This window comes from Mycolicibacterium smegmatis, assembly GCF_001457595.1.
Lineage (GTDB): Bacteria > Actinomycetota > Actinomycetes > Mycobacteriales > Mycobacteriaceae > Mycobacterium > Mycobacterium smegmatis.
The window spans coordinates 2,938,793-2,957,835 of the sequence record NZ_LN831039.1 but is presented as its reverse complement, the minus strand read 5'-3'; the positions used below and the strand labels follow the sequence as shown (position 1 = coordinate 2,957,835).

The following is a 19,043-nucleotide window of genomic DNA, read 5'->3' as shown; positions in this document are numbered from 1 at the left end:
CCAAGTCTCGGGTGTCAACGGGCGGCGGGAGGCAGGCTATGACGCGACGATGTCGTACACCTCGTCCGCCGGCGCGGCCAGCAGTCGATCGGCCATTTCCTGCTTGAGCACGGTCAGCCGTTGTTCCTCTTCGGAAGTACGGTCCGTTCTGCGGGCGAGTGCGATGAACTCGTCGACGACGAATCCCTCCCGGATTTCGAGGCGCACCACCGTGCCTCGGTAGCTCAGCTCGAAGACGTAGCGCTCCAGGGTGGCGCCGCGGTCGGTGCGCTCCAGCTTTGCGTCCACCGTGAAGTGTCCCTCGGTGACCGCGCGGGTGACCGCCTCGAATGTGTCGCGCACTCCGGGGCCGCGATGCGCCGTGGCGACGACGATCTCGCGACGTTCGGCGGGGCCGTCGGGACTGAGCACCGGCAACGCCCGCTCGAGCACCTTGACCGCGTGTGCGACACCGCCGGGAAAGCCGGGACCGTGGTACTTCATGATGTCGGCGACGGTGAAATCGATGACCGTCCCGTTCTCGATGACCTCGAGCGTCAAATCAATCCTCCTGAGTGGTAGAGCTTTTCATGATTTCCCGCCGCGGCCGAGACCAGTGCTGCGGCATACTCGTGGGTGGGTGTGGCGAGAACCCGTGCGGTGGGCCCGGATTCGACGATGCGTCCGTCGCACATGACAACCGTGCGGTCGCAGCTGCGCGCTGCCAGTGCCAGATCGTGGGTGATGTGCACCACCGCCATCCCCGTCGTGGTGGCCAGTTCGGTCATCAGGTCCACGATCTCGACGCGCAGCGACGCGTCGAGCCCGCTGGCGGGTTCGTCGGCGAGCAGCAGCCGCGGCGCGGTGACCAATGCGCGCGCGAACGCGACGCGTTGGCGCTGGCCACCGGACAGTTCGTGTGGGAAGCGCTGGGCGTAATCCTCGGCCGGGCTCAGTCGCACACGTTCCAGCGCCTCCAGCGCGGCCGCGCGACGGCTCTCGCGGTCACCCTGCCGGTGGATCAGCTGCGGCTCGGCGACGATGTCGCCGACCCGCAGGTTGGGCGGAAGCGAGGCGTAGGGGTCCTGGAACACCAGGTGCATGCCGCGCCGCGCCGCGCGCCTGCGGAACCTGTCTGCGGTGGTCAGGTCCACACCGTCGAACCGGATGCATCCCGACGTCGGCGTGACCAGACCGGCGACGGCTCGGGCCAACGTGGATTTCCCTGCGCCCGACCCTCCGACGAGAGCCACGGTTTCGCCCGCGCCCACGCGCAGGGTCACGTCCGTGACGGCCGGGACCCCGTCGAACGTCACGGACACCGCGTCGATGTCGAGCAGCACGCTCATCGGGTGGCCCCCTGCAGGGCGGGGGCAAGCCGAGGTGCGGACTCGACGAGCCTGCGAGTGTAGGGGTGCTGCGGGGATTCGGTGACCAGTGCGGTGGGGCCGATCTCGACGAGGGCACCGTCCTTCATCACCGCGACACGGTCGGCGATCCGTTCGATGACCGGCAGATTGTGGCTGACGATCAGCAGAGCCAGCGAATGCCTGGTGCGCAGCCGGTCGAGCAGCCTCAGCACCTCGGCCTCGCTGAGTACGTCGAGTCCGCTCGTGGGTTCATCGGCGATCAGCACGTCCGGATCGTTGGCCAGCGCCATCGCGATCACGACGCGCTGGCGCATACCGCCGGACAACTGGTGCGGGTACGCGTCGGCCAGATCGCCGTCGAGACCCACCTGGGCCAACAGGTCCAAGGTGCGTGCCCGTGCGGCGTCGCGGCCGCACGACCGGTGGACCAGGACGGCTTCGTCGATCTGAGATCCGATGGTGCGCACCGGGTTCAACGCGCCCAGCGCCTCCTGTGGGATGAGTGCGATCCGGTTACCGCGCATGGCACGCAGATCGGCCCCGGACATCGCCGCGACATCGCGGCCATCCACCAGGACCCGACCGGCCGCGACGCGCGCCGCGGCGGGGAGCAGTCCGATGGCTGCCGCGGCGACGGTGGACTTACCGCTGCCCGATTCCCCCACCAGGCCGACGATCTCACCGGCGGCCACGGTGAAGCTGACGTCGGCGGCGCCGACACGCTCTTGCTCGCCGTAGACCACGGTGAGCCCGTCGATCACCAGCGGGTCGTGCCCGGCATCGTGGTCCTGCCCGGTCGGCGCAGCCGTGGGCCGGCGGGAAGGCCGGCGCAGGATCGGCCGCGCGCGATCCTCGATCGAATTGCCCAGTAAGGCGAAGGACAGCACCGTGACGGCGATGGCAAGCCCCGGCGGCACCACCCACCACAGCCAGGCATCGGTCAGGAAAGCGTTGCGCGCGTGCGCCATCGACAGCATCGACCCCCAGCTGGCCGCCGAGATGTCGCCCAGGCCCAGGAACGCCAGTGCCGCCTCGAGCAGGATCGCGGTCTTGACGGTGAGCACGAATTGTGGCACGACGAGCGGTATCACGGCAGGTGTGATGTGGCGCCGCAGCACGTAGAAGGCCCCCGCACCCATCGCACGTTCGGCCTGGATGTGATCGCGCTCGCGCAGCGTCAACACCTGAGCGCGCAATTCGCGCGCCAGGCCCGCCCACAGGACGCCCGCGATGACCATCACCTGGGTGCGCAGCCCTGGGCCGGCGAAGACGCCGATCACGATGGTCAACGGCAGGACCGGCATGGCCAGCACGACATCGACGATCCGCATGAGGATCGTGTCGAGCACACCGCGCACATAACCGGCGAGAATCCCGACGAGCGTGCCGATCACGGTGGCCGCGATCGCGGCGGTGATGCCGACGAACAGCGAGATACGGGCGCCGTGGATGAGCATCGAGAGAAGGTCATGACCGACGTCGTCGGCGCCCAGCCAGTGCGCGGAGGACGGCGTCGCGAACGGCCGGGTGACCCGTACGGCGGGATCATAGGGCGCCAGCCACGGCGCGGCGAGCGCCGAGACCACCAGCACGCCGAGGATCGCCGAACCGATCGTGGCGATGCGCTGCGAGCGGTGCCGCACTCCGACGAGCCTCATGTTTCTCATCCGCTCACCGCCCCAACATGTTTCGGCGCGGGCCGGCCACGACGCACCCGCGGATCGAGCCAGGGATAGGTGAGGTCGGCCACCAGGTTCGCTGCGACGATCCCCACGGTGGCGAGCAGGAACGCGCCCTGCAACAACGGATAGTCACGCGCGGTGACCGCATCGAAGATGAGCTTGCCCAGCCCCGGATAGGCGAACACGGTCTCGACGACCACAGCGCCGGACAGCATGGCCCCCAGGGTGAGTGTGAGCGTGGTGTACACGGGCAACATCGCGTTGCGCAGCGCGTGCCCGACGGCGATCCGGATTTCACCGAGCCCCTTGGCGCGAGCGAGCCGCACGAACGATTCGTCCAGCACACTGCTCATCGAGGCCCTGGTCATCATGAAGAATGCGCCGACACTGGCGATGGTCAATGTCGCCAGCGGCAACACCATTCGGGACACCACCTCGGTGAGCCGGTCGGCACCGGTTGCGGTGATGGTCGTGGCGCCGTAGGACGGGAACCATCCCAGGCTGACGGAGAAGATCGCGATGAGGATCATGCCGATCCAGAACCCGGGCATCGAGTCGAACGCCAGCACCGTGGTGACCGTGCCGGTTTCTTTCGCGGTGCCACGCCGCCACGCCACCCACGTACCGAGCAGGGCCCCGATCACGAACGCCAGCAGCGTCGCCAAGCCGACCAACGCCAACGTCCACGGCAGCTTGTCGGCCAGAACGTCGATCACCGGGCGGTTGTGCTGCACCGACAGTCCCAGATCGCCGCGCAGCAGGCCGGCCCAGAACGAGACGTACTGGTCGAGGATCGGCCGGTCCAGTCCGTAACTCGTGCGGATCTCGTCGAGGAGTGCCGGGTCGAGCGACTGGTCGGCACCGCCGTACAGATAGACGACCGGGTCCCCTGGCGCCAGGTGCGGCAGCGCGAAGTTCAGCGTCACCGCCGCCCACAACACCAGTGCGTACTGCCAGACCCGGCGCAGAGCCGTCATCGGGCCCGCGGTGCTTCCGCGTTGGCGCCCTCGACCACGTCCGCGGGCAGGAACGACCACTTGTGCACGATGCCGTAGCCGGGGGTCTCGATCCAGCCGGCGAACGCGTCGGCACGGTAGCCCCAGTGCTCCTCGGGGTAGTACAGGGCGATGGTCGTCGGCTGCCGGTTGAACAGCTGCTGCATCTGCTGCATCACCGCGATGCGCGAGTCAACGGTGTCGGTGGCCCGCCACCGTTCGTACAACGCATCGAACTCCGGATAGGGCAGATCGGGATGCTTCCACAGATTGCCCGACCGGTGCGACATGATGAACTGCGTCGAATCGGCCACCGCGTGCGGGGTGTTGGTGGTGATGTACAAGTCGTAGGCCTTGTTGGCCGACGCGTCGGTGAGCGAGCCCGCGTCGAGCGGTTTGACCCTCACCTCGATGCCTGCCGCGGCGAAGTCTTCGACGAGCAACTCAGCGGCCCGCACATGCGGGGCGTTGCCGCCGTCGACGATGAGCTCGAACCGGGCCGGTTTGCCGTCGGGGCTCTCGCGCACGCCGTCACCGTCGGTGTCGACCCATCCGAGCCGGTCGAGCAGTGTTGCCGCCTGCTGCGGTTCGTACGGGGTCGATGCGTCGGGGTCGGCGAACGGCGCGTCGGGGTGAACGTAACCCTGAGTGGCGGGCCGACCTCGACCGAGGGCCACGATGTCGAGCAGCTTGTCACGGTCGACGGCCAGGTTCAGTGCGGCCCGGAAGTCCGGCTGCGCGAAGGGTTCTCGCGTGAAGTTGAGCTTGAGCTCCGGGTACGTCAGGGGCGATACGGTGACCACGCCGATATCCCTGGATGCCGTGAACTGGTCGACCAGCTCTGGCGTGAGCGCACGGTCGACGGCGTCGACCTGACCCGAGCGCATGGCGGTGAAAGCGGCCGAGGTATCGGCGATCACCGGCATCACCAGTTCATCGACGGTCGGCGCGCCTGCGAAGTAGTCTGCGTTGGCCTCGAATCGGTATCCGCTGGTGGGGCTGTACTCGACGAGCTTGAACGGGCCGGTCCCGATGGGCAGGTCGGTCACCTCTTTGGCCTTCGCCGCGTCGATCTTCGACCAGAAGTGCTCGGGCAGCACCGGCAGGTCGGCGAGGGTGACCGTGCCCAGTTCCGGACACGCGTAGTCGCAGACGAACCGCACGGAGTTGTCCCCTGTGGCCACGACCTCCGAGATCGACGGAGTGTCGTTGACATGGTGGGTGAATCGGCCGGTGGGGGCGGCGTGCATGAAATGGAAGCTGAAAACCACGTCGTCGGCGGTGAACGGTTCGCCGTCGTGCCACGTGACGTCGTCACGGAGGTTGACGTCCCATGTGGTCGCGTCGACCTGCTGCACATCGGTGGCCAGCCACGGTTGCGGTTCGGCCACATACGGCGATGGGGCCAGCAGCTTGTCGTAGATCAGTTCGGCCATCTGATCGGTCTGTCCCGCAAAGATGTTCAGGGGCCCGCTGTCCTTGACCACCGCAACGGTGAGCGAGTCGGCCGCGACCGGACCGGACCCCGGCGCGTCCCCTGGATCCGAACCGCACGCGGCAGCAAGCAGGGAAGTCACCAAGACCAGCGGAGCGACGCGGGAGCGCCGGACAGGGCCCACCAAGAGAAATCCTTCGGTCGTCGAACTAATTCGGCAATCAAACTAAGGTGTGGCTGACCTAATTCAGCCGAGCCGGTGCCGAGCGTACGCGACGCAACACGTTCGATGGGCGGTCCATCGCCGACCTGACGACGGCCGGACACCGCAAAGAGTCCGAATCCGATTGCATCGCAGTTCTTCTCGCACTCGATACGCGGTCAGATTTCCGTCGAGAAAAGATGCGTGTTCGCGGGATGGGCACTCATCGAGGCACCCCACGCGTGAAAAATGCCGCCCCTGGGGGCGGCACGTTGTCGATGTGGTGGTCCCGGCTGGGTTCGAACCAGCGACCTTCCGCGTGTGAGGCGGACGCTCTCCCACTGAGCTACGAGACCATGGGAACGAGGAGGAAGACTAGCACGCCTTGCCCGCAGAACCGGAATCGCCTGCCCAGAGGCCCTGTTTTCGATCTTGCCCCCTGTCGCGTTCGTGTTGCCCACCGTGCGCCCCTGGCGGGATGTGGCCCGATTTCTCGCCCTGAGCGCACGCTCGATCGGCCGGCGCGCAGTGCCCGAATCCACCGTGCACCCTTGGCGGGTTTTCGGCCCGCAGCCCGCCCTGAGCGCACGCTCGATCGGCCGGGCAGGTTTCACTCGCGCCGGCGCGGGTAACCAGTGGGACGGGTGTGACGCGTGTGGGCAAGGTCACACCACGGCAGATGTGGGAGCCCGCTGCCGAAACCCGCCGGTCCACCTCGACAGACGGGCCGCCGACCTGCCACGAAACATGGTTTTTGACCGCCCGTTCCCCGTTCGTAATGCGGATTTGTGCCTTTGAGCCTCCGTCGACTAATGTTCTGCATCGCGACGGGCGACGATCTCGCCCGTGGCGCGCGGATGTAGCGCAGTTGGTAGCGCATCACCTTGCCAAGGTGAGGGTCGCGGGTTCGAATCCCGTCATCCGCTCGAAGGTGCGAAAGGCATCAACCCCCGCGGTGGAGTGGCCGAGTGGTGAGGCAACGGCCTGCAAAGCCGTGCACACGGGTTCGATTCCCGTCTCCACCTCCAACAGTTCGACCAGCGCGATTAGCTCAGCGGGAGAGCGCTTCCCTGACACGGAAGAGGTCACTGGTTCAATCCCAGTATCGCGCACCATTATTTCCGCAGCTCAGGCCGGCAACTTCGGGCTTCTCTTGTTTTTGTGCCCAATACGTGCCCAATCTGCCCCGGTCCTGACTTTCACGGTGAAGTCGGCTCACGTCGGAGTTGAGGCGGTCGACTCTGTTCGCGATCCGATCGGGCGGATTAGTTGGTCGGATCGCTGCGCGGCCGTATCGCTTTCGTGCCCGCCAGCCGCGGGGTCCGTTTGCTCGGACGTCGCCGGCATCATGGCTCCGAGGTGCTAGACGTGGCGACCGTCGCGCGGCGCACGACGGGTGCCACCCGGCACGGCCTTGGAATCGTCGAGCGGTAATGCGTCGCTGCGTCCGACGGCAAGGGGCGCCGGCGAGGATCAGCACCCCCAACAATGCAGTTCTACGACACGCCAGTTTCCTGTGATCACCAGCCGGACCCCAGTACCGTCGGTTTATGCCGCAATACATGGGTATCGATCATCGGCAGTGGGATCAGACGTGCAGACACTGCAACGGCCCTCTCGACTGGGAGTACGCGAACGAGATCGCCGGCTCTGGCATGTCGGAGAAAGACGTGATCTTCAAGCCGGTGTGCGTCGAGCGGTGTCGGGCGTACTCCCGCGCCGGGGAGACGGGCGCCAAGAACCGGAAGCATAGGGTTTCGGCTAATTGGGAGCCGATTTCCGCCGGGAACCTGCCATGGGTTTAAGGCGCCCAAAGGCGATCGACGGTGGACTCACTCCTCTAGAGGTCTCATCTTGGCTCGAACCTCACGTAATGCCTGGTCGACGTAATTTTGCCCTACGATCGCCCACTCACTTCGGACCAGATAATTAGTCGCGCCGTCAATGGACACAGGGTCTCCAACGCGCGGTATTGCGCCCAGGCGGTTGCCGTCCTCATCTTCGAAGGTAACGAGATCGATCGGCGCGACGGGCTGATTCCTTAATGCGGGATAGTGCCCGAGGTCCAAGGACGCCTCGACCGAGCAGAAGTCACCCGCCTTGAGCGCCATCGGCGTTACGTCGTCCACCATCATTTCCGCTGCGGTCAGCGATTCCGTCGGCGGATCTTTCATATTCGTCGTGGCTATCAGCATCCGCTGACTGCCGTCGCCAAGCCGAATAACAGCTCTAGAACGCGACCACTGGACGCCGTAGATCGCACGATCTCCGAAATTTTCAAGCTTCACTGTCCAAGTGACAGATCGTGTTGCGCGGTCGTGAAAGTAAGGACCGTCGACAGCGAGGTCGATGCGCTGTGCATGACGGACCGCCCTTCGCTGGATTCTCCGAGTGTTCTCTTCCTGCGCTATGCGAGTACGCCGGTTGTCACTCACAGCAATCCACAGCGCGACACCAACAGCAGCTAGTGACCCTAGGCCGGACAGCCATCCCGCTACATCTCCAAGCTGCCAATGGAAGCTGCGCGCACACGCAACAGAAGCAAGAACGAGAATCGTTGGCGCGAACCCCAAGAGAAACCAGAACTTGCCGGACGAACTCACAGGCTACGTCCTAGCAGACATCGCCATTTGAGGACAGCAAGCCGGCCGACCCTAACGCGCACAAGATCCATTGAACACCGACGGATCGAAACCACGTCCGCCGGAAGGCGTCCAAAGCCGCTTCACCGCGCGCCGCCGGCGGAGCCGTGCTCGAGAGTCTTGGGCGGCAAGTTGCCGACGTCCCGGGCGGGCAGACTGCGCCGCCACCTGCCGACCACCCACCGGCGAGGAGAAACAGCGGCTAAGCCTCGATCCACCGATGAATTGGCTGGTCGCAGGGTGTCGTGACGAGGAAAGTGCCTTCTGAGCTGTGATGATGAGTGTTCTCTAGGCACTTATCGGCACAACTTCGAAAGGCACTTCCGGTGCAAGTGTCCCATAGGTTCGCCGTGTCGTCGGCGGTCTTCGATGATGCCCATCTCGTGTCGTGCGCCGGTCTGGTGCCGGTAATGACGCTGGCCACCCAGACCGGACTACCGAAGTTGTTGGCCGACAAGATTTCCATTCCGGCACCGAAGATCAAATCCGGCTCGGCGAATCCGTCCCCGAAGCTGACCACGGTGATCGCCGGCATGTGTGTCGGCGCGGACAGCATCGATGACCTCGACTTGGTTCGCGCCGGTGGCATGAAGACACTCTTTGGCGGTGTGTATGCACCGTCAACTGTTGGTACTTTGTTGCGGGAGTTCACCTTCGGACACGCCCGGCAGTTGGAGTCGGTCCTGCGTCATCATCTGGCCGCACTCTGTGCGCGGGTGGACCTGCTGCCCGGATCCGACACGGGGGCGTTCATCGACATCGACTCACTGCTGCGCCCGGTCTATGGCCACGCCAAACAGGGTGCCTCCTACGGGCATACCAAGATCGCTGGTAAGCAGGTTCTGCGTAAAGGGCTCTCCCCGTTGGCGACGACGATCAGCACCCCCGGAGCGGCGCCGGTGATCGCCGGGATGCGGCTGCGCGCCGGTAAGACCAGTTCCGGGAAGGGTGCGGGCCGCATGGTCGCCCAAGCCATCGCCACCGCCCGCGCCGCCGGCGTGCGCGGGCAACTGCTGGTGCGTGGCGATTCGTCCTACGGCACCCGGTCGGTGGTGGGCGCCTGCCGAGCCCACAATGCGCACTTCTCGGTGGTGATGACCCGCAATACCGCGGTTGATCGGGCCATCAGTTCGATCGACGAGCAGGCCTGGGAGCCGGTCAACTATCCCGGTGCAGTGCGTGATCCCGACACCGGTGACTGGATTTCTGATGCCGAGGTCGCCGAGGTCAGCTACACCGCCTTCGCCTCTACCAAAGATCGGTTCACCGCGCGGTTGGTGGTGCGGCGAGTCAAAGACGCGAGATTTCGGGACGCGCTGTTCCCGGTGTGGCGGTATCACCCGTTCTTCACCAACACAGACTTGCCGACCGCCGAGGCTGACATCACCCACCGCCAGCACGCGATCATCGAAACCGTCTTCGCCGATCTGATCGACGGACCCCTGGCCCACATGCCCTCAGGACAGTTCGGTGCCAACAGTGCGTGGGTGTTGTGCGCGGCGATCGCGCACAACCTGCTGCGCGCCGCCGGCGTGCTCGCAGGAGGTGCCCACGTGGTTGCCCGCGGCGCGACGCTGCGCCGCAAGATCGTCAACATTCCCGCCCGTCTGGCCCGACCCCAGCGTCGACCGATCCTGCACCTCCCCGAGCACTGGCCCTGGACAGAGCACTGGCTCACGTTGTGGCGCAACACCATCGGATACAGCCCACCGCTACCGGCAACGACCTGACCAACGCGCCGAACAGGCCCAACCGGAGCACACAGGAAAAGCTGGGCAGACCAGCAACTACCGCATGCCCGCAACACCGAACGCAGCAGAAACCACACACGGACACCTCAAGGAGGGCCGCTCCACGGATTCAGGCTAAGCCTCGATCCGTGGATCGACCCTGTTGAGGTTGTTTGGGGCTGATTTTTGTCGTGCGCCCAGGTCGTGGGCAGCCTGTAGCCGCTGGTCTGCCCAGCTTTTCCTGTGATGTTCGGGTCGGGGCCTGTGGGTCCGGTGGTCAGTGGGTCGCAGCAGTTGGCGGGCTGTAGCCGATTGTGTTGCGCCACAATGTGAGCCACTGCTGGGCCCACGGCCAATGCGAGGGTAGATGCAGGATGGGTCGGCGTTGGGGCCGAGCCAGTCGAGCCGGGATGTTGACGATCTTGCGGCGCAGTGTGGCTCCGCGCGCGAGGGCATGGGCACCGCCGGCGAGCACCCCGGCGGCGCGCAGCAGGTTGTGGGCGATCGCCGCGCACAGGACCCAGGCCGAGTTCGCGCCGAACCGCCCGGAGGGCATATGCGCCAACGGTCCGTCGATCAGGTCGGCGAACACGGTTTCGATGATGGCGTGGCGGCGGTGGGTGATGTCAGCGGCGTCGACGGGTTCGTCGGAATCGGTGAAGAAGGGGTGATACCGCCACACCGGAAACAGCGCATCGAGGTATCGGGCGTCTTTGACCCGGCGCACGATCAACCGAGCGGTGACCGGGGTGTTGGTGGAACTGAAAGCGGTGTAGGTGGTTTCGGCGACTTCGGCATCGGAGATCCAGGCGCCGGTGTCGGGGTCGCGCACTGCGCCGGGGTAGTTGACCGGGGTCCAGGCGTTATCGCTGATGGCCTCGATGGCCGCAGCGACGGCGCGGGTCTTGGTCAGCACCAGCGAGAAGTGGGCACCGGCGCGTCGGCAGGCATTCACCACGGTGCTGTTGCCGTAGGCCGAGTCTCCGCGCACCAGGATCTGCCCGTTGACACCGGCGGCGCGGGCGGTGGTGACTGCTTGGGCGATCATCCGGGCTGCGCCCTTGCCGGAGTTGGTCTTGCCCGCCCGCAGCCGGGCTCCGGTGATCATCGGGGCACCCGTGGTGGTGCTGATGGTGGTGATCAGCGGCGAGAGGCCTTTGCGCAGGATCTGCTTGCCGGCGATCTTGGTGTGTCCGTAGGAGGCTCCTTGTTTGGCGTGGCCGTAGACCGGGCGCAGCAGTGAATCGATGTCGACGAACGCTTGGGTATCGGCGCCGGGTAGCAACGCGACGCGCTCGCAGAGCCCGCCCAGATGCTCACGCAGCACTGCTTCCAGTTGTCGGGCGTGTCCGAAGGTGAACTCCCGCAACAGTGTTCCGATGGTCGAGGGCGCGTACACGCCGCCAAAGAGGGCTTTCATTCCACCGGAGCGCACGATGTCGAGGTCGTCGATGCTGTCGGCGCCGGCGCACATTCCGGCGATTACTGTCGTCAGCTTCGGTGACGGATTGGCCGAGCCGGACTTGATCCGCGGTTCAACGATTTCGACCTTGTCCGCGATCAGGTCCGATAGCCCGGTCTGGCTGGCCAGGGTCATCACCGGCACCAGGCCGGCGCACGACACCAGATGCTCATCATCGAACACTGCAGACGCAGCCATGAAGTTGTGCGACACTTTCACCGGAAGTGCCTTTCGAAGTTGTGCCGATAAGTGCGTAAGGAACACTCATCATCGCAGCTCAGAAGGCACTTTCCTTATATCGACACCCGCCTATCCAGGCTTTCCATCGGTGGATCGAGGCTAAGGATGGTTCACGAAGTCAACCCCGAGGTCCTCGCTCATCTGCGTGTAGTTGTGCCGCCCGGTCACCTGGATAGGCCCGCGGCCCTTGTAGCGCGTCCCGTCGCCCGGCTGGGTGTTACCGAGGTCCGTTCTGCCTTCATAGTCGCTGCCGTCGGCATACTCCTCGAAAGTGATCAGGGACCGGGCAGAGAGAAAGTGTTCAGGGATCAGGCAGAGATTTGAACCCCACCCCCCGGGTTACTCATGGTCGTGAGGTGACGGTCTGATGGGCGACGTGGGGGTGTACTCGCCCACCTGCATTACATGAGGTTCAGCGGCCAGACCAAGCGAGGGCTGAGAACCAGTACCTGCACCGAGCAAACCCCAAGGAACAGAACCATCCCCACCCAGAACGCATATCGGTCGGGGCTCCGTCGTCGGCGCAACATCACCACCGCGCCGACGACGGCACTGAGGAACCCCAGCACCGTCGCCGTGCCCATCGCCAACGAGTAGAAGCCAGCGGCTCCCAGAATCAGCGTGAGCACCGCGTACACGGCAAGCCCCGCCACAATGCCGAGGACCAGCCAACCTGCAATTGTCAACGCTCGCTTCATCGTCCACCTGTATTCGGTACGGCAATAGGCGGTAATCCTGGTGGCACCACCGGAGGCCCCACGTTGGGCACTACACCACGAGACTGCTGGATGTTATCGGCCAAGCGATCAATGTAGGGCTGCCAAGTCAGATGCGCTATGCCCGTATATCCGGCCCTGAACGCCGGTCCAACTGGGAATGGCTGAGTGCCGGGGCCAGGATCGGTCACGTGCGCGTTGATACCGAGGTGTATCTCACCGCCCTGCTCGAAGAACCTGAAGTGGATCGTGCTACCTGGGCCGTCCACATGTCCGGGGAGGGTTTCGAATTCGATGTTTATCTCCGAGCCAGATTTCTCGGCTTGAGTGACCCTCACCGGGAAATTCGCCAGCTTGGCCCCAGCCATTTTGATTTCCAGAGGCAGCTCATCGCCAACCTTCGGGAAGTCCTTGGGTGCGCCTCCCCTTGGGAAATTGCAATTAAAGCATCGGTGGAGTTCTTTCCACACGTCATCGATGGTGATGCCCGCGCCTGCGCTTTTGCCGCCATCGACTTTCAGATCGGTCGTCAGGTCCAGGTTGTAGTCCCACGGCTTCTCGGGCAGCGGAAACTGCGGCCGTTCCGGCATGGTGCTGTAGTCCACGGCCTGTACAACGTGATCCGACTGACCTTCGCCATCGAACTGAATTCCTTGCAGCTCAGTCGCTTTGGCCTCCAGCCGCTTACCCACCAGGGTGTCAGTCTGCACCAGCTGCTCTGCTGCCCAGCGAATGCCCTCAGCGTGCTCTGATAGGGCCGTCCGGCGTGCCGCCATCGAGAACACGTCCACTCGCTTGGTGTCGGTTACCGACAGGTCTTCACCGACCCGGAACCCGTCGGCCTCTGCCGCAGCGATGGCGTCCAGGACTTTGGAAAGCGCCGCCTGGATATCGCCGCTGCCGCTCTCGGCAATGTCGGCCGCGGCCCGCACTACGTCACCTTGATGCCGGACAACGCTCACATCGGCCGTCACACGGTTGAGCGCCGCGTCCTTGGCGTCGCCTTCCCACGTGGTGCCGCCAGGTGCAGCGATGTTCTGTCGGTGCTGGTCAAACACCTGCTCAGACTGGGCGGCCGCTGCACGCCAGGTTGAAGCCGCGTTCTCAAGCTCCGATGTATCCCAACCTTCTATCTCCGACCTGGTTGGCAAACTCCCCGCCCGGCTGTTGCCGGCCCCACGACCGTTCCCCCTCTAACAACACGCCTACCGGGGTGAGACTAGTCAACGCCGAGCAAACGGCAAAGGGTCACCTGCCAGCGTCGGTGGGCTGCACCGAACGTTGACGTGACTGCATCGCGTGGGCTTGTCCTCGTCGGCGACACCTATCGCTGCAGCACTTGGTGCCGCGGGAGCCGATGTATTCGCTGCCGCACCACCGGCACACCAGGCGGCGCAGTCCCTTGTGGAGGGGCACATCTGGTCCGGGCTGAGCACCGTGACCCCGCAAATGTTGCAGCGGCGCGTCGCGGGCGGCCTTGGCGGTGTCGCGGCTCGCTGGGCGCCAACAGGAACGGCAGGCGGCCACGCCAACCGGCAGCGTGGTGCGGCCGGGCCAAAGCAGCTTGCCACAGCCACTAGCGCAGGGGATGTTCGGCTTCTTGGCCATCAGAATCCCCCAACACCCTTGAGGCCCGACCCCGCAGTGCGAGCTCGGTCGTTGCGTTCGGCATGGATACGGGACATCAGGTCGTTGGGCGACACCCAACGGGTCCGTGGATGTTGATGGACGCGTCCACGTTGGGCGCATTGGTGGCCGGTGACGGCAAGAAGTCCGACACCTGGGGCAGCGCACCCGTCAGGGTGTCGCCGACACTCGACATACCGCCGCGGTCGCCCAGCTGGAACCCACCCAGGCCGCCGTCGCCCTGATTGCCCCGACCAGGCGACCCCGGGCCGCGGCCGTGTTGGGTGCCGGCTGGTGACCCGCCGTAGTGCAGCGCCGCGAGGCCGTACGGGTTGAGCCTCGACGGCCCACCGTAGGCGTTCTTCAGCAGCCCGCCAGCGTAGTTCGAGCCCCCGGTGAACAACTTCCAGATGCCCCACTGGCTGAGGTCGGAGAACACCGATCCGTCAAACCTCAGGGCCTCCAGCGCGCCCGACAGCATGTCCTTGGCGAAGCTCTGACCGTCGTGGCCGCCCTTCTTGCCGGTGCCGCTGCCGCTGCCAATCGGCTTGTGCTGCGTCTCAACCAATTCCGCGCGTGCCTTGTCATGGTCGCGTTGCGTCTCGGCGAGGTCGTTCTCGGCCGCGATGCGGTCCGACTCCTTGGCGTCGGCGTCGGCCTGCACCTCCCGCAGCCGCGCCTCCTTCTCCCGCACCTCGCCCTCGGCGGTGGCCAGCCGGTCCTCGGCATCCGCGATGCGCTGGCGCGTTCTGACTCCGACGCGTAACCATCGCCATGCGGGAGTCCTGCGGCATCCTCAACGCCGCGTTGACCAACTACGACATCGCCCCAGAGCAGTCCGCCCCGTACGTACGGCGTGCCCACCGTGTCGGACACCGCCTGCTCCAGGCCGTCGGCACCACCCGAGCGGATACTGCCGTGTTCAATCCGCAACGCGCCCAACCGTCGCGCCGTCTCCAACCAGATGGCGGTGGAACATCGACGGTTCCCGGCGACAGCGGGATGAAGGCCTCACCGCCAGTGGATGGCTCGGCCCACTGCACCAGTCCCCGCGATCCAACGGCGCGCTGGATCAGCGCTACGGGGACAGCTTGCCGTCCGCGTAGGACGACACCGGACCCCACACGTTTCGCGTTGGGCCTGAGCTGCGCGATCCGGTCAGCCGTTGTCTCTTGTTCTTTCGTTCAGCCGATGTCGATGTGCGTAGACGACTGCATGCACCCGGTCCCGCACCCCGAGCTTGGCCAGGATGCGCGATACGTGCGTTTTGACAGTCTCTTCTCCCACGAATAACGCGGCGGCGATCTCGGCGTTGCTCATGGCGTCGGCCATCAACAACAGCACCTCGAATTCGCGCGCGGTCAGGGTGGACACCTCGTCTGGCAGTGGCGCCGGCGCCAGATTGCCCGCGACCCTCCTGACCAGTCGGCGCGTCATCGCCGGATCGATGACCGCGTCGCCACGGGCGACGATCCGGATCGCGCCGATGAGTTCCTCGGGTGGTGACGACTTGAGCAGGAAACCGGACGCCCCGGCTTGCAGGGCACTGGCCAACACGGTCTCGCTGTCGTAGGTGGTGAGCATCAGAACCCGAGTGTCGACGGCCTCGACTATCGGCCGGATGGCCGCGACACCGTCCAGCTTGGGCATCCGGACGTCCAGAACCGCGACGTCGGGCCTCAGCTGCAGGCACGCCTCGACCGTGGCTCGGCCGTCGCCGACTTCGGCGATGCAGACGGTGTCCGGGCTGGTGTCCAGAACCGCGCGCAGACCCGCGCGGAACATGGCATGGTCGTCGGCGACGAGCGTGCGGATCGGCGAGGTCATGACGGCGGAACAGGGATCGACACCACGGTGCGCCACCGCACTCCGTCGTCGCTGCCATCTCGCATTGTTCCCCCGAAGAGTTCCGCGCGGCGCCGCACACCGGCCCGGCCGCGCCCCGGTGACTCCCCCGAGAATCTCCCGTCGGCAATGGGATTCGAAGCGTCGATGATCACCTCGTTGATTGTGCGCCGCACCTGCAGCCGCGCCGTCCCGTCACCGTGACGCAGCGCATTCGTCAGCAGTTCCTGCACGATGCGGTAAACCGTGACGTCGAGGGACTGCGACAACGCCGGCATGGCATCGGGAAGCTCGAGCTCCACCGACAACCCGGCCTGGCGGACGGTATCGACCAGGTGGGACACGTTGGCGAGGCCGGGCTGACGCTCCCCCGCGCTGTCGGCACCGTGCAGCAGGTCGAGTTGGCGACGGAGGTCCATCATGGCTGAGCGGCTGGCCGACTCGACGGCGGCCAGTGACCGGGCGACCGCATCTGGATCTGTGCCGAGCGCCAACCGAGCCGCCCCGGCATGGATGCCGACGGCGCTCACGTGATGCGAGATGACGTCGTGAAGATCGCGGGCGATGGCCTCCCGTTCGTCGGCCAAGGCGCGTTCCAGCGCTGCCTGCTGCTGCTGTTGATGCCGTTCGAGTTGGTCGACGTATGCTCGGCCTGCTGCCGTGTACCGACCCACCAGCCACGGCACCACCGCATTCGACACGGCGATGAGCACAACCTCCCGCCAGGTCCGTCCAGCGCCGTTGATCACCGCCGCACCGGACACACCCGCCGCCAGCACCGGCACCACGAGCAGTGCGACGCGGGTGGGTAACCAGGCGCCCACGCGGTAGCCGGCGACGAGTATGCCGACGTCGCCTATGCCTGCGGCGAGGCCGTGCCGACTGAGCAGCCAGCACACCGCCAATCTGATGACCACTTGGACGATTGCCACAACGGCCGTCGCGTGGGCAGGCAGCGCCAACGCCAGATCGGCCAACACCAAGAGGACGGTCATGGCGCAAGCCGACGCGAACGCAACCCGGAAGATTCCGGACGAGACGAAGATGCCGACGTCCACCGCGGCCGCCAGAAGTGCGATCACCACCGACTGACGGGCCAACGACCGCCGCGCGCCGCTGAGCTCGCCGGTGGCCATGCCAGGCGAGAATACTCGCCGCAGCCCCGACACAGCCGGAAGTTGAGACAGCATCGGCGGCCCGGCACCGCGGACGCATCCCTCTCGCGGGGGACACGAAATCGCTCCGACGGGCGATGTTTCGTCGGCTCGAGATTTCTACCGTCGATTGCCATGGACATCACGATGACAATGCTGCTGTGGACCGCTCCGGCCTTTGTGGTGCTGTCGTTCGTCGAGTGGCTCGACGAACGACGGGATCCGCAATATGCGCAGAAGTTCTCGGCGCGCGACTATGCGGGCAACTGGGCGACCTACGCGCTCAACGCGGCATTCAAGTTCGCCGGGCAGTACCTGCTGCCGTTCTCGACGATCGTGATCGCGTCGTCGCTGACCCCGTTGCGGCTGTCTCCTCGTCACTGGTGGGTCTGGGTGGCCTGCCTGATCGCCACGGACTTCTGCTACTACTGGGCGCATCGCGCCGACCACCGTGTGCGGCTGCTGTGGACGGCGCACAGCGTGCACCACGCCAGCAGGTTCTTCAACCTGTCGACCAACCTTCGACTGCCGTGGTTTCACCCGGTGTCCTACACGTTGCGAAGCCTTGCGTGGGTACCCGTGGCCCTTCTCGGATTTCCCGTGTGGATGATCTTCGTCCTCAACACCGCCGGGCTGCTCTTCCCGATCCCGTGCCATACCGAACGTATCGAGAAGCTCTGGCCGGCTTGGGAATTCATGTTCAACACGCCGTCTCATCACCGCGTGCACCACGGCTCGAACAAGTCATACATCGACAAGAATTACGGCGGAGTGTTCATCGTGTGGGATCGACTGTTCGGCACCTATGCCGCGGAAGTCGAACCGGTCCGCTACGGCTTGATTCACGACGTCGGGTCACAGAACCCGGTCAAGTTCAACTACCTGGAGACGGTGGCCATGCTGCGCGATGTCGCGCACGCCAAGACGTGGCGGGCCCGGTTCGGTTACGTCGTCGGTCCGCCCGGATGGAGCGAGAAAGCCGTTCCGGCGCCTTCCTTGACAACCTAGAAAGACGAGAGAGGATACGCGGATGCAAATCTCCCTGCACGCGTTGGGCATTGGCGCCGGCGCCCGGCGTGAGATCATCGACGCTGTCGCGGTGGCCGCCGAGCGCGCAGGTTTCACCACGCTGTGGTGCGGTGAGCACGTCGTGATGGTGGACCGTCCCCGGTCACGCTATCCGTACTCGGCCGACGGCCGCATCGCGGTAGCTGCCGATGCCGACTGGCTGGACCCGATGATCGCGTTGAGTTTCGCCGCAGCGGCGACGTCGACGATTCACATCGCGACCGGAGTGCTGTTGCTGCCGGAACACAACCCGGTGATCATGGCGAAGCAGGCCGCGTCGGTGGACCAACTCAGCGGCGGACGACTGCTCCTCGGTGTCGGTATCGGTTGGTCGCGTGAGGAATTCGAGGCCCTCGGCGTCCCGTTCGCCCGACGTGGCGCCCGGACGGCAGAGTACGTCGAGGCCATGCGCACCCTGTGGCGGCAGGATGTCGCCGACTTCACCGGTGAGTTCGCCGCCTTCGACGCGGTGCGCCTACACCCGAAGCCGTCGGCGGGTTCCATCCCGATCATTGTCGGTGGCAACGGTGATCGCGCCTTGGCGCGCGTCGCTTCCTGGGGTGACGGTTGGTACGGATTCAACCTGGACGGCGTCGCCGCGGTCGGCGAACGGATGGACATGCTACGGCGCCTTTGCGCGCGCGCCGGTCGCGACGTCGATGACCTGCACTGCGCGGTAGCTCTTCAGGCACCGGCGGTCGGCGGCATCCCGGCACTGGTCGATCTCGGTGTCGACGAGTTGGTGATCGTGGAATCCCCACCGCAGGATCCCGACGTGGCCGCCGACTGGGTGGACGCCCTCGCCGACCGCTGGATCACTTGCATTTGACGAAAGACGCCACAACGCGGGAAGCGCTGCGCCACCGACGAGGCGGGGAAACGGCCACAACAGAATGC

The 19,043-nt window shown here is 65.6% G+C and carries 15 protein-coding genes, 4 tRNA genes and 1 pseudogene; 6 read left to right on the top strand and 14 right to left on the bottom strand.

Annotated elements, in window-relative coordinates; all coding sequences use genetic code 11:
• Positions 1-36: 36 nt before the first annotated feature.
• The 6 genes and pseudogenes from AT701_RS14225 to AT701_RS14200 form a co-directional block, all read right to left on the bottom strand.
• Positions 37-483, bottom strand: a complete 447-nt coding sequence (locus AT701_RS14225) for a hypothetical protein (protein WP_301348982.1) — start codon at positions 481-483, stop codon at positions 37-39.
• A 53-nt stretch (positions 484-536) separates the two neighbouring features.
• A pseudogene (locus AT701_RS14220) lies at positions 537-1,241 on the bottom strand (ABC transporter ATP-binding protein); the annotation flags it as partial.
• Positions 1,242-1,324: 83 nt separating this feature from the next.
• Positions 1,325-3,007, bottom strand: coding sequence for a dipeptide/oligopeptide/nickel ABC transporter permease/ATP-binding protein (locus tag AT701_RS14215; RefSeq protein ID WP_223495550.1), 1,683 nt, complete (start codon positions 3,005-3,007; stop codon positions 1,325-1,327).
• A gap of 5 nt (positions 3,008-3,012) precedes the next feature.
• Positions 3,013-4,008, bottom strand: coding sequence for an ABC transporter permease (locus AT701_RS14210; protein ID WP_058126051.1), 996 nt, complete (start codon positions 4,006-4,008; stop codon positions 3,013-3,015).
• Positions 4,005-5,603 carry an ABC transporter substrate-binding protein gene (locus AT701_RS14205; protein WP_157892548.1) on the bottom strand — a complete coding sequence of 533 codons (1,599 nt, stop codon included), beginning with the start codon at positions 5,601-5,603 and terminating at the stop codon, positions 4,005-4,007. Before AT701_RS14205 ends, AT701_RS14210 begins: the two co-directional genes overlap by 4 nt.
• 341 nt (positions 5,604-5,944) lie before the next feature.
• A tRNA-Val gene (locus AT701_RS14200) sits at positions 5,945-6,019 on the bottom strand.
• A 497-nt stretch (positions 6,020-6,516) separates the two neighbouring features.
• On the opposite strand from AT701_RS14200, the gene AT701_RS14195 reads away from it, so the two are divergent.
• The 3 genes from AT701_RS14195 to AT701_RS14185 all read left to right on the top strand — a co-directional run bounded on the left by AT701_RS14195 (position 6,517) and on the right by AT701_RS14185 (position 6,778).
• A tRNA-Gly gene (locus AT701_RS14195) sits at positions 6,517-6,589 on the top strand.
• A 28-nt stretch (positions 6,590-6,617) separates the two neighbouring features.
• Positions 6,618-6,691: transfer RNA gene (locus AT701_RS14190), tRNA-Cys, on the top strand.
• A 12-nt stretch (positions 6,692-6,703) separates the two neighbouring features.
• Positions 6,704-6,778: transfer RNA gene (locus tag AT701_RS14185), tRNA-Val, on the top strand.
• Positions 6,779-7,495: 717 nt separating this feature from the next.
• Here the strand turns inward: AT701_RS14185 and AT701_RS34745 are convergent.
• On the bottom strand, positions 7,496-8,266 hold the full coding sequence (locus AT701_RS34745) for a hypothetical protein (RefSeq protein ID WP_157892546.1): 771 nt from the start codon (positions 8,264-8,266) through the stop codon (positions 7,496-7,498).
• 365 nt (positions 8,267-8,631) lie between these two features.
• On the opposite strand from AT701_RS34745, the gene AT701_RS14170 reads away from it, so the two are divergent.
• The gene (locus tag AT701_RS14170; RefSeq protein WP_058126047.1) at positions 8,632-10,035 is read left to right on the top strand and encodes an IS1380-like element ISMsm11 family transposase; all 1,404 of its coding nucleotides are present in this window, start codon (positions 8,632-8,634) and stop codon (positions 10,033-10,035) included.
• Positions 10,036-10,312: 277 nt separating this feature from the next.
• Here the strand turns inward: AT701_RS14170 and AT701_RS14165 are convergent, their stop codons facing one another.
• From AT701_RS14165 to AT701_RS14140, 7 genes are all read right to left on the bottom strand, one after another.
• Positions 10,313-11,716, bottom strand: a complete 1,404-nt coding sequence (locus AT701_RS14165; protein WP_058126046.1) for an IS1380-like element ISMsm10 family transposase — start codon at positions 11,714-11,716, stop codon at positions 10,313-10,315.
• Between the two features lie 120 nt (positions 11,717-11,836).
• Positions 11,837-12,013, bottom strand: a complete 177-nt coding sequence (locus AT701_RS34740) for a glycoside hydrolase family 19 protein (protein ID WP_223496128.1) — start codon at positions 12,011-12,013, stop codon at positions 11,837-11,839.
• Between the two features lie 125 nt (positions 12,014-12,138).
• Positions 12,139-12,435 (bottom strand): hypothetical protein, encoded by a 297-nt coding sequence (locus AT701_RS14160; RefSeq protein ID WP_058126045.1) that lies wholly within the window; start codon positions 12,433-12,435, stop codon positions 12,139-12,141.
• Positions 12,432-13,511, bottom strand: a complete 1,080-nt coding sequence (locus AT701_RS14155; protein ID WP_223495548.1) for a hypothetical protein — start codon at positions 13,509-13,511, stop codon at positions 12,432-12,434. The genes AT701_RS14160 and AT701_RS14155 overlap by 4 nt, the downstream gene beginning before the upstream one ends.
• Positions 13,512-14,137: 626 nt before the next feature.
• On the bottom strand, positions 14,138-14,773 hold the full coding sequence (locus AT701_RS14150; protein WP_058126044.1) for a hypothetical protein: 636 nt from the start codon (positions 14,771-14,773) through the stop codon (positions 14,138-14,140).
• A 464-nt stretch (positions 14,774-15,237) separates the two neighbouring features.
• Positions 15,238-15,906, bottom strand: a complete 669-nt coding sequence (locus tag AT701_RS14145) for a response regulator (RefSeq protein ID WP_058126043.1) — start codon at positions 15,904-15,906, stop codon at positions 15,238-15,240.
• Positions 15,903-17,060 carry a sensor histidine kinase gene (locus AT701_RS14140; protein ID WP_058126042.1) on the bottom strand — a complete coding sequence of 386 codons (1,158 nt, stop codon included), beginning with the start codon at positions 17,058-17,060 and terminating at the stop codon, positions 15,903-15,905. The genes AT701_RS14145 and AT701_RS14140 overlap by 4 nt, the downstream gene beginning before the upstream one ends.
• Before the next feature lie 153 nt (positions 17,061-17,213).
• On the opposite strand from AT701_RS14140, the gene AT701_RS14135 reads away from it, so the two are divergent.
• Positions 17,214-18,086: a sterol desaturase family protein gene (locus tag AT701_RS14135; protein WP_058126041.1), complete on the top strand. Its 873-nt coding sequence runs from the start codon at positions 17,214-17,216 to the stop codon at positions 18,084-18,086.
• 22 nt (positions 18,087-18,108) lie between these two features.
• Positions 18,109-18,975: an LLM class F420-dependent oxidoreductase gene (locus AT701_RS14130; protein WP_058126040.1), complete on the top strand. Its 867-nt coding sequence runs from the start codon at positions 18,109-18,111 to the stop codon at positions 18,973-18,975.
• The last annotated feature ends 68 nt before the right edge of the window (positions 18,976-19,043 follow it).

What these genes read in the sequence shown, in the direction of transcription:
- AT701_RS14225 (WP_301348982.1), bottom strand. Translation starts at nt 483, where the DNA reads ATGAAGTACCACGGTCCCGGCTTTCCCGGCGGTGTCGCACACGCGGTC.
- AT701_RS14215 (WP_223495550.1), bottom strand. Translation starts at nt 3,007, where the DNA reads ATGAGGCTCGTCGGAGTGCGGCACCGCTCGCAGCGCATCGCCACGATC.
- AT701_RS14210 (WP_058126051.1), bottom strand. Translation starts at nt 4,008, where the DNA reads ATGACGGCTCTGCGCCGGGTCTGGCAGTACGCACTGGTGTTGTGGGCG.
- AT701_RS14160 (WP_058126045.1), bottom strand. Translation starts at nt 12,435, where the DNA reads ATGAAGCGAGCGTTGACAATTGCAGGTTGGCTGGTCCTCGGCATTGTG.
- AT701_RS14145 (WP_058126043.1), bottom strand. Translation starts at nt 15,906, where the DNA reads ATGACCTCGCCGATCCGCACGCTCGTCGCCGACGACCATGCCATGTTC.
- AT701_RS14140 (WP_058126042.1), bottom strand. Translation starts at nt 17,060, where the DNA reads ATGGCCACCGGCGAGCTCAGCGGCGCGCGGCGGTCGTTGGCCCGTCAG.
- AT701_RS14135 (WP_058126041.1), top strand. Translation starts at nt 17,214, where the DNA reads ATGGACATCACGATGACAATGCTGCTGTGGACCGCTCCGGCCTTTGTG.
- AT701_RS14130 (WP_058126040.1), top strand. Translation starts at nt 18,109, where the DNA reads ATGCAAATCTCCCTGCACGCGTTGGGCATTGGCGCCGGCGCCCGGCGT.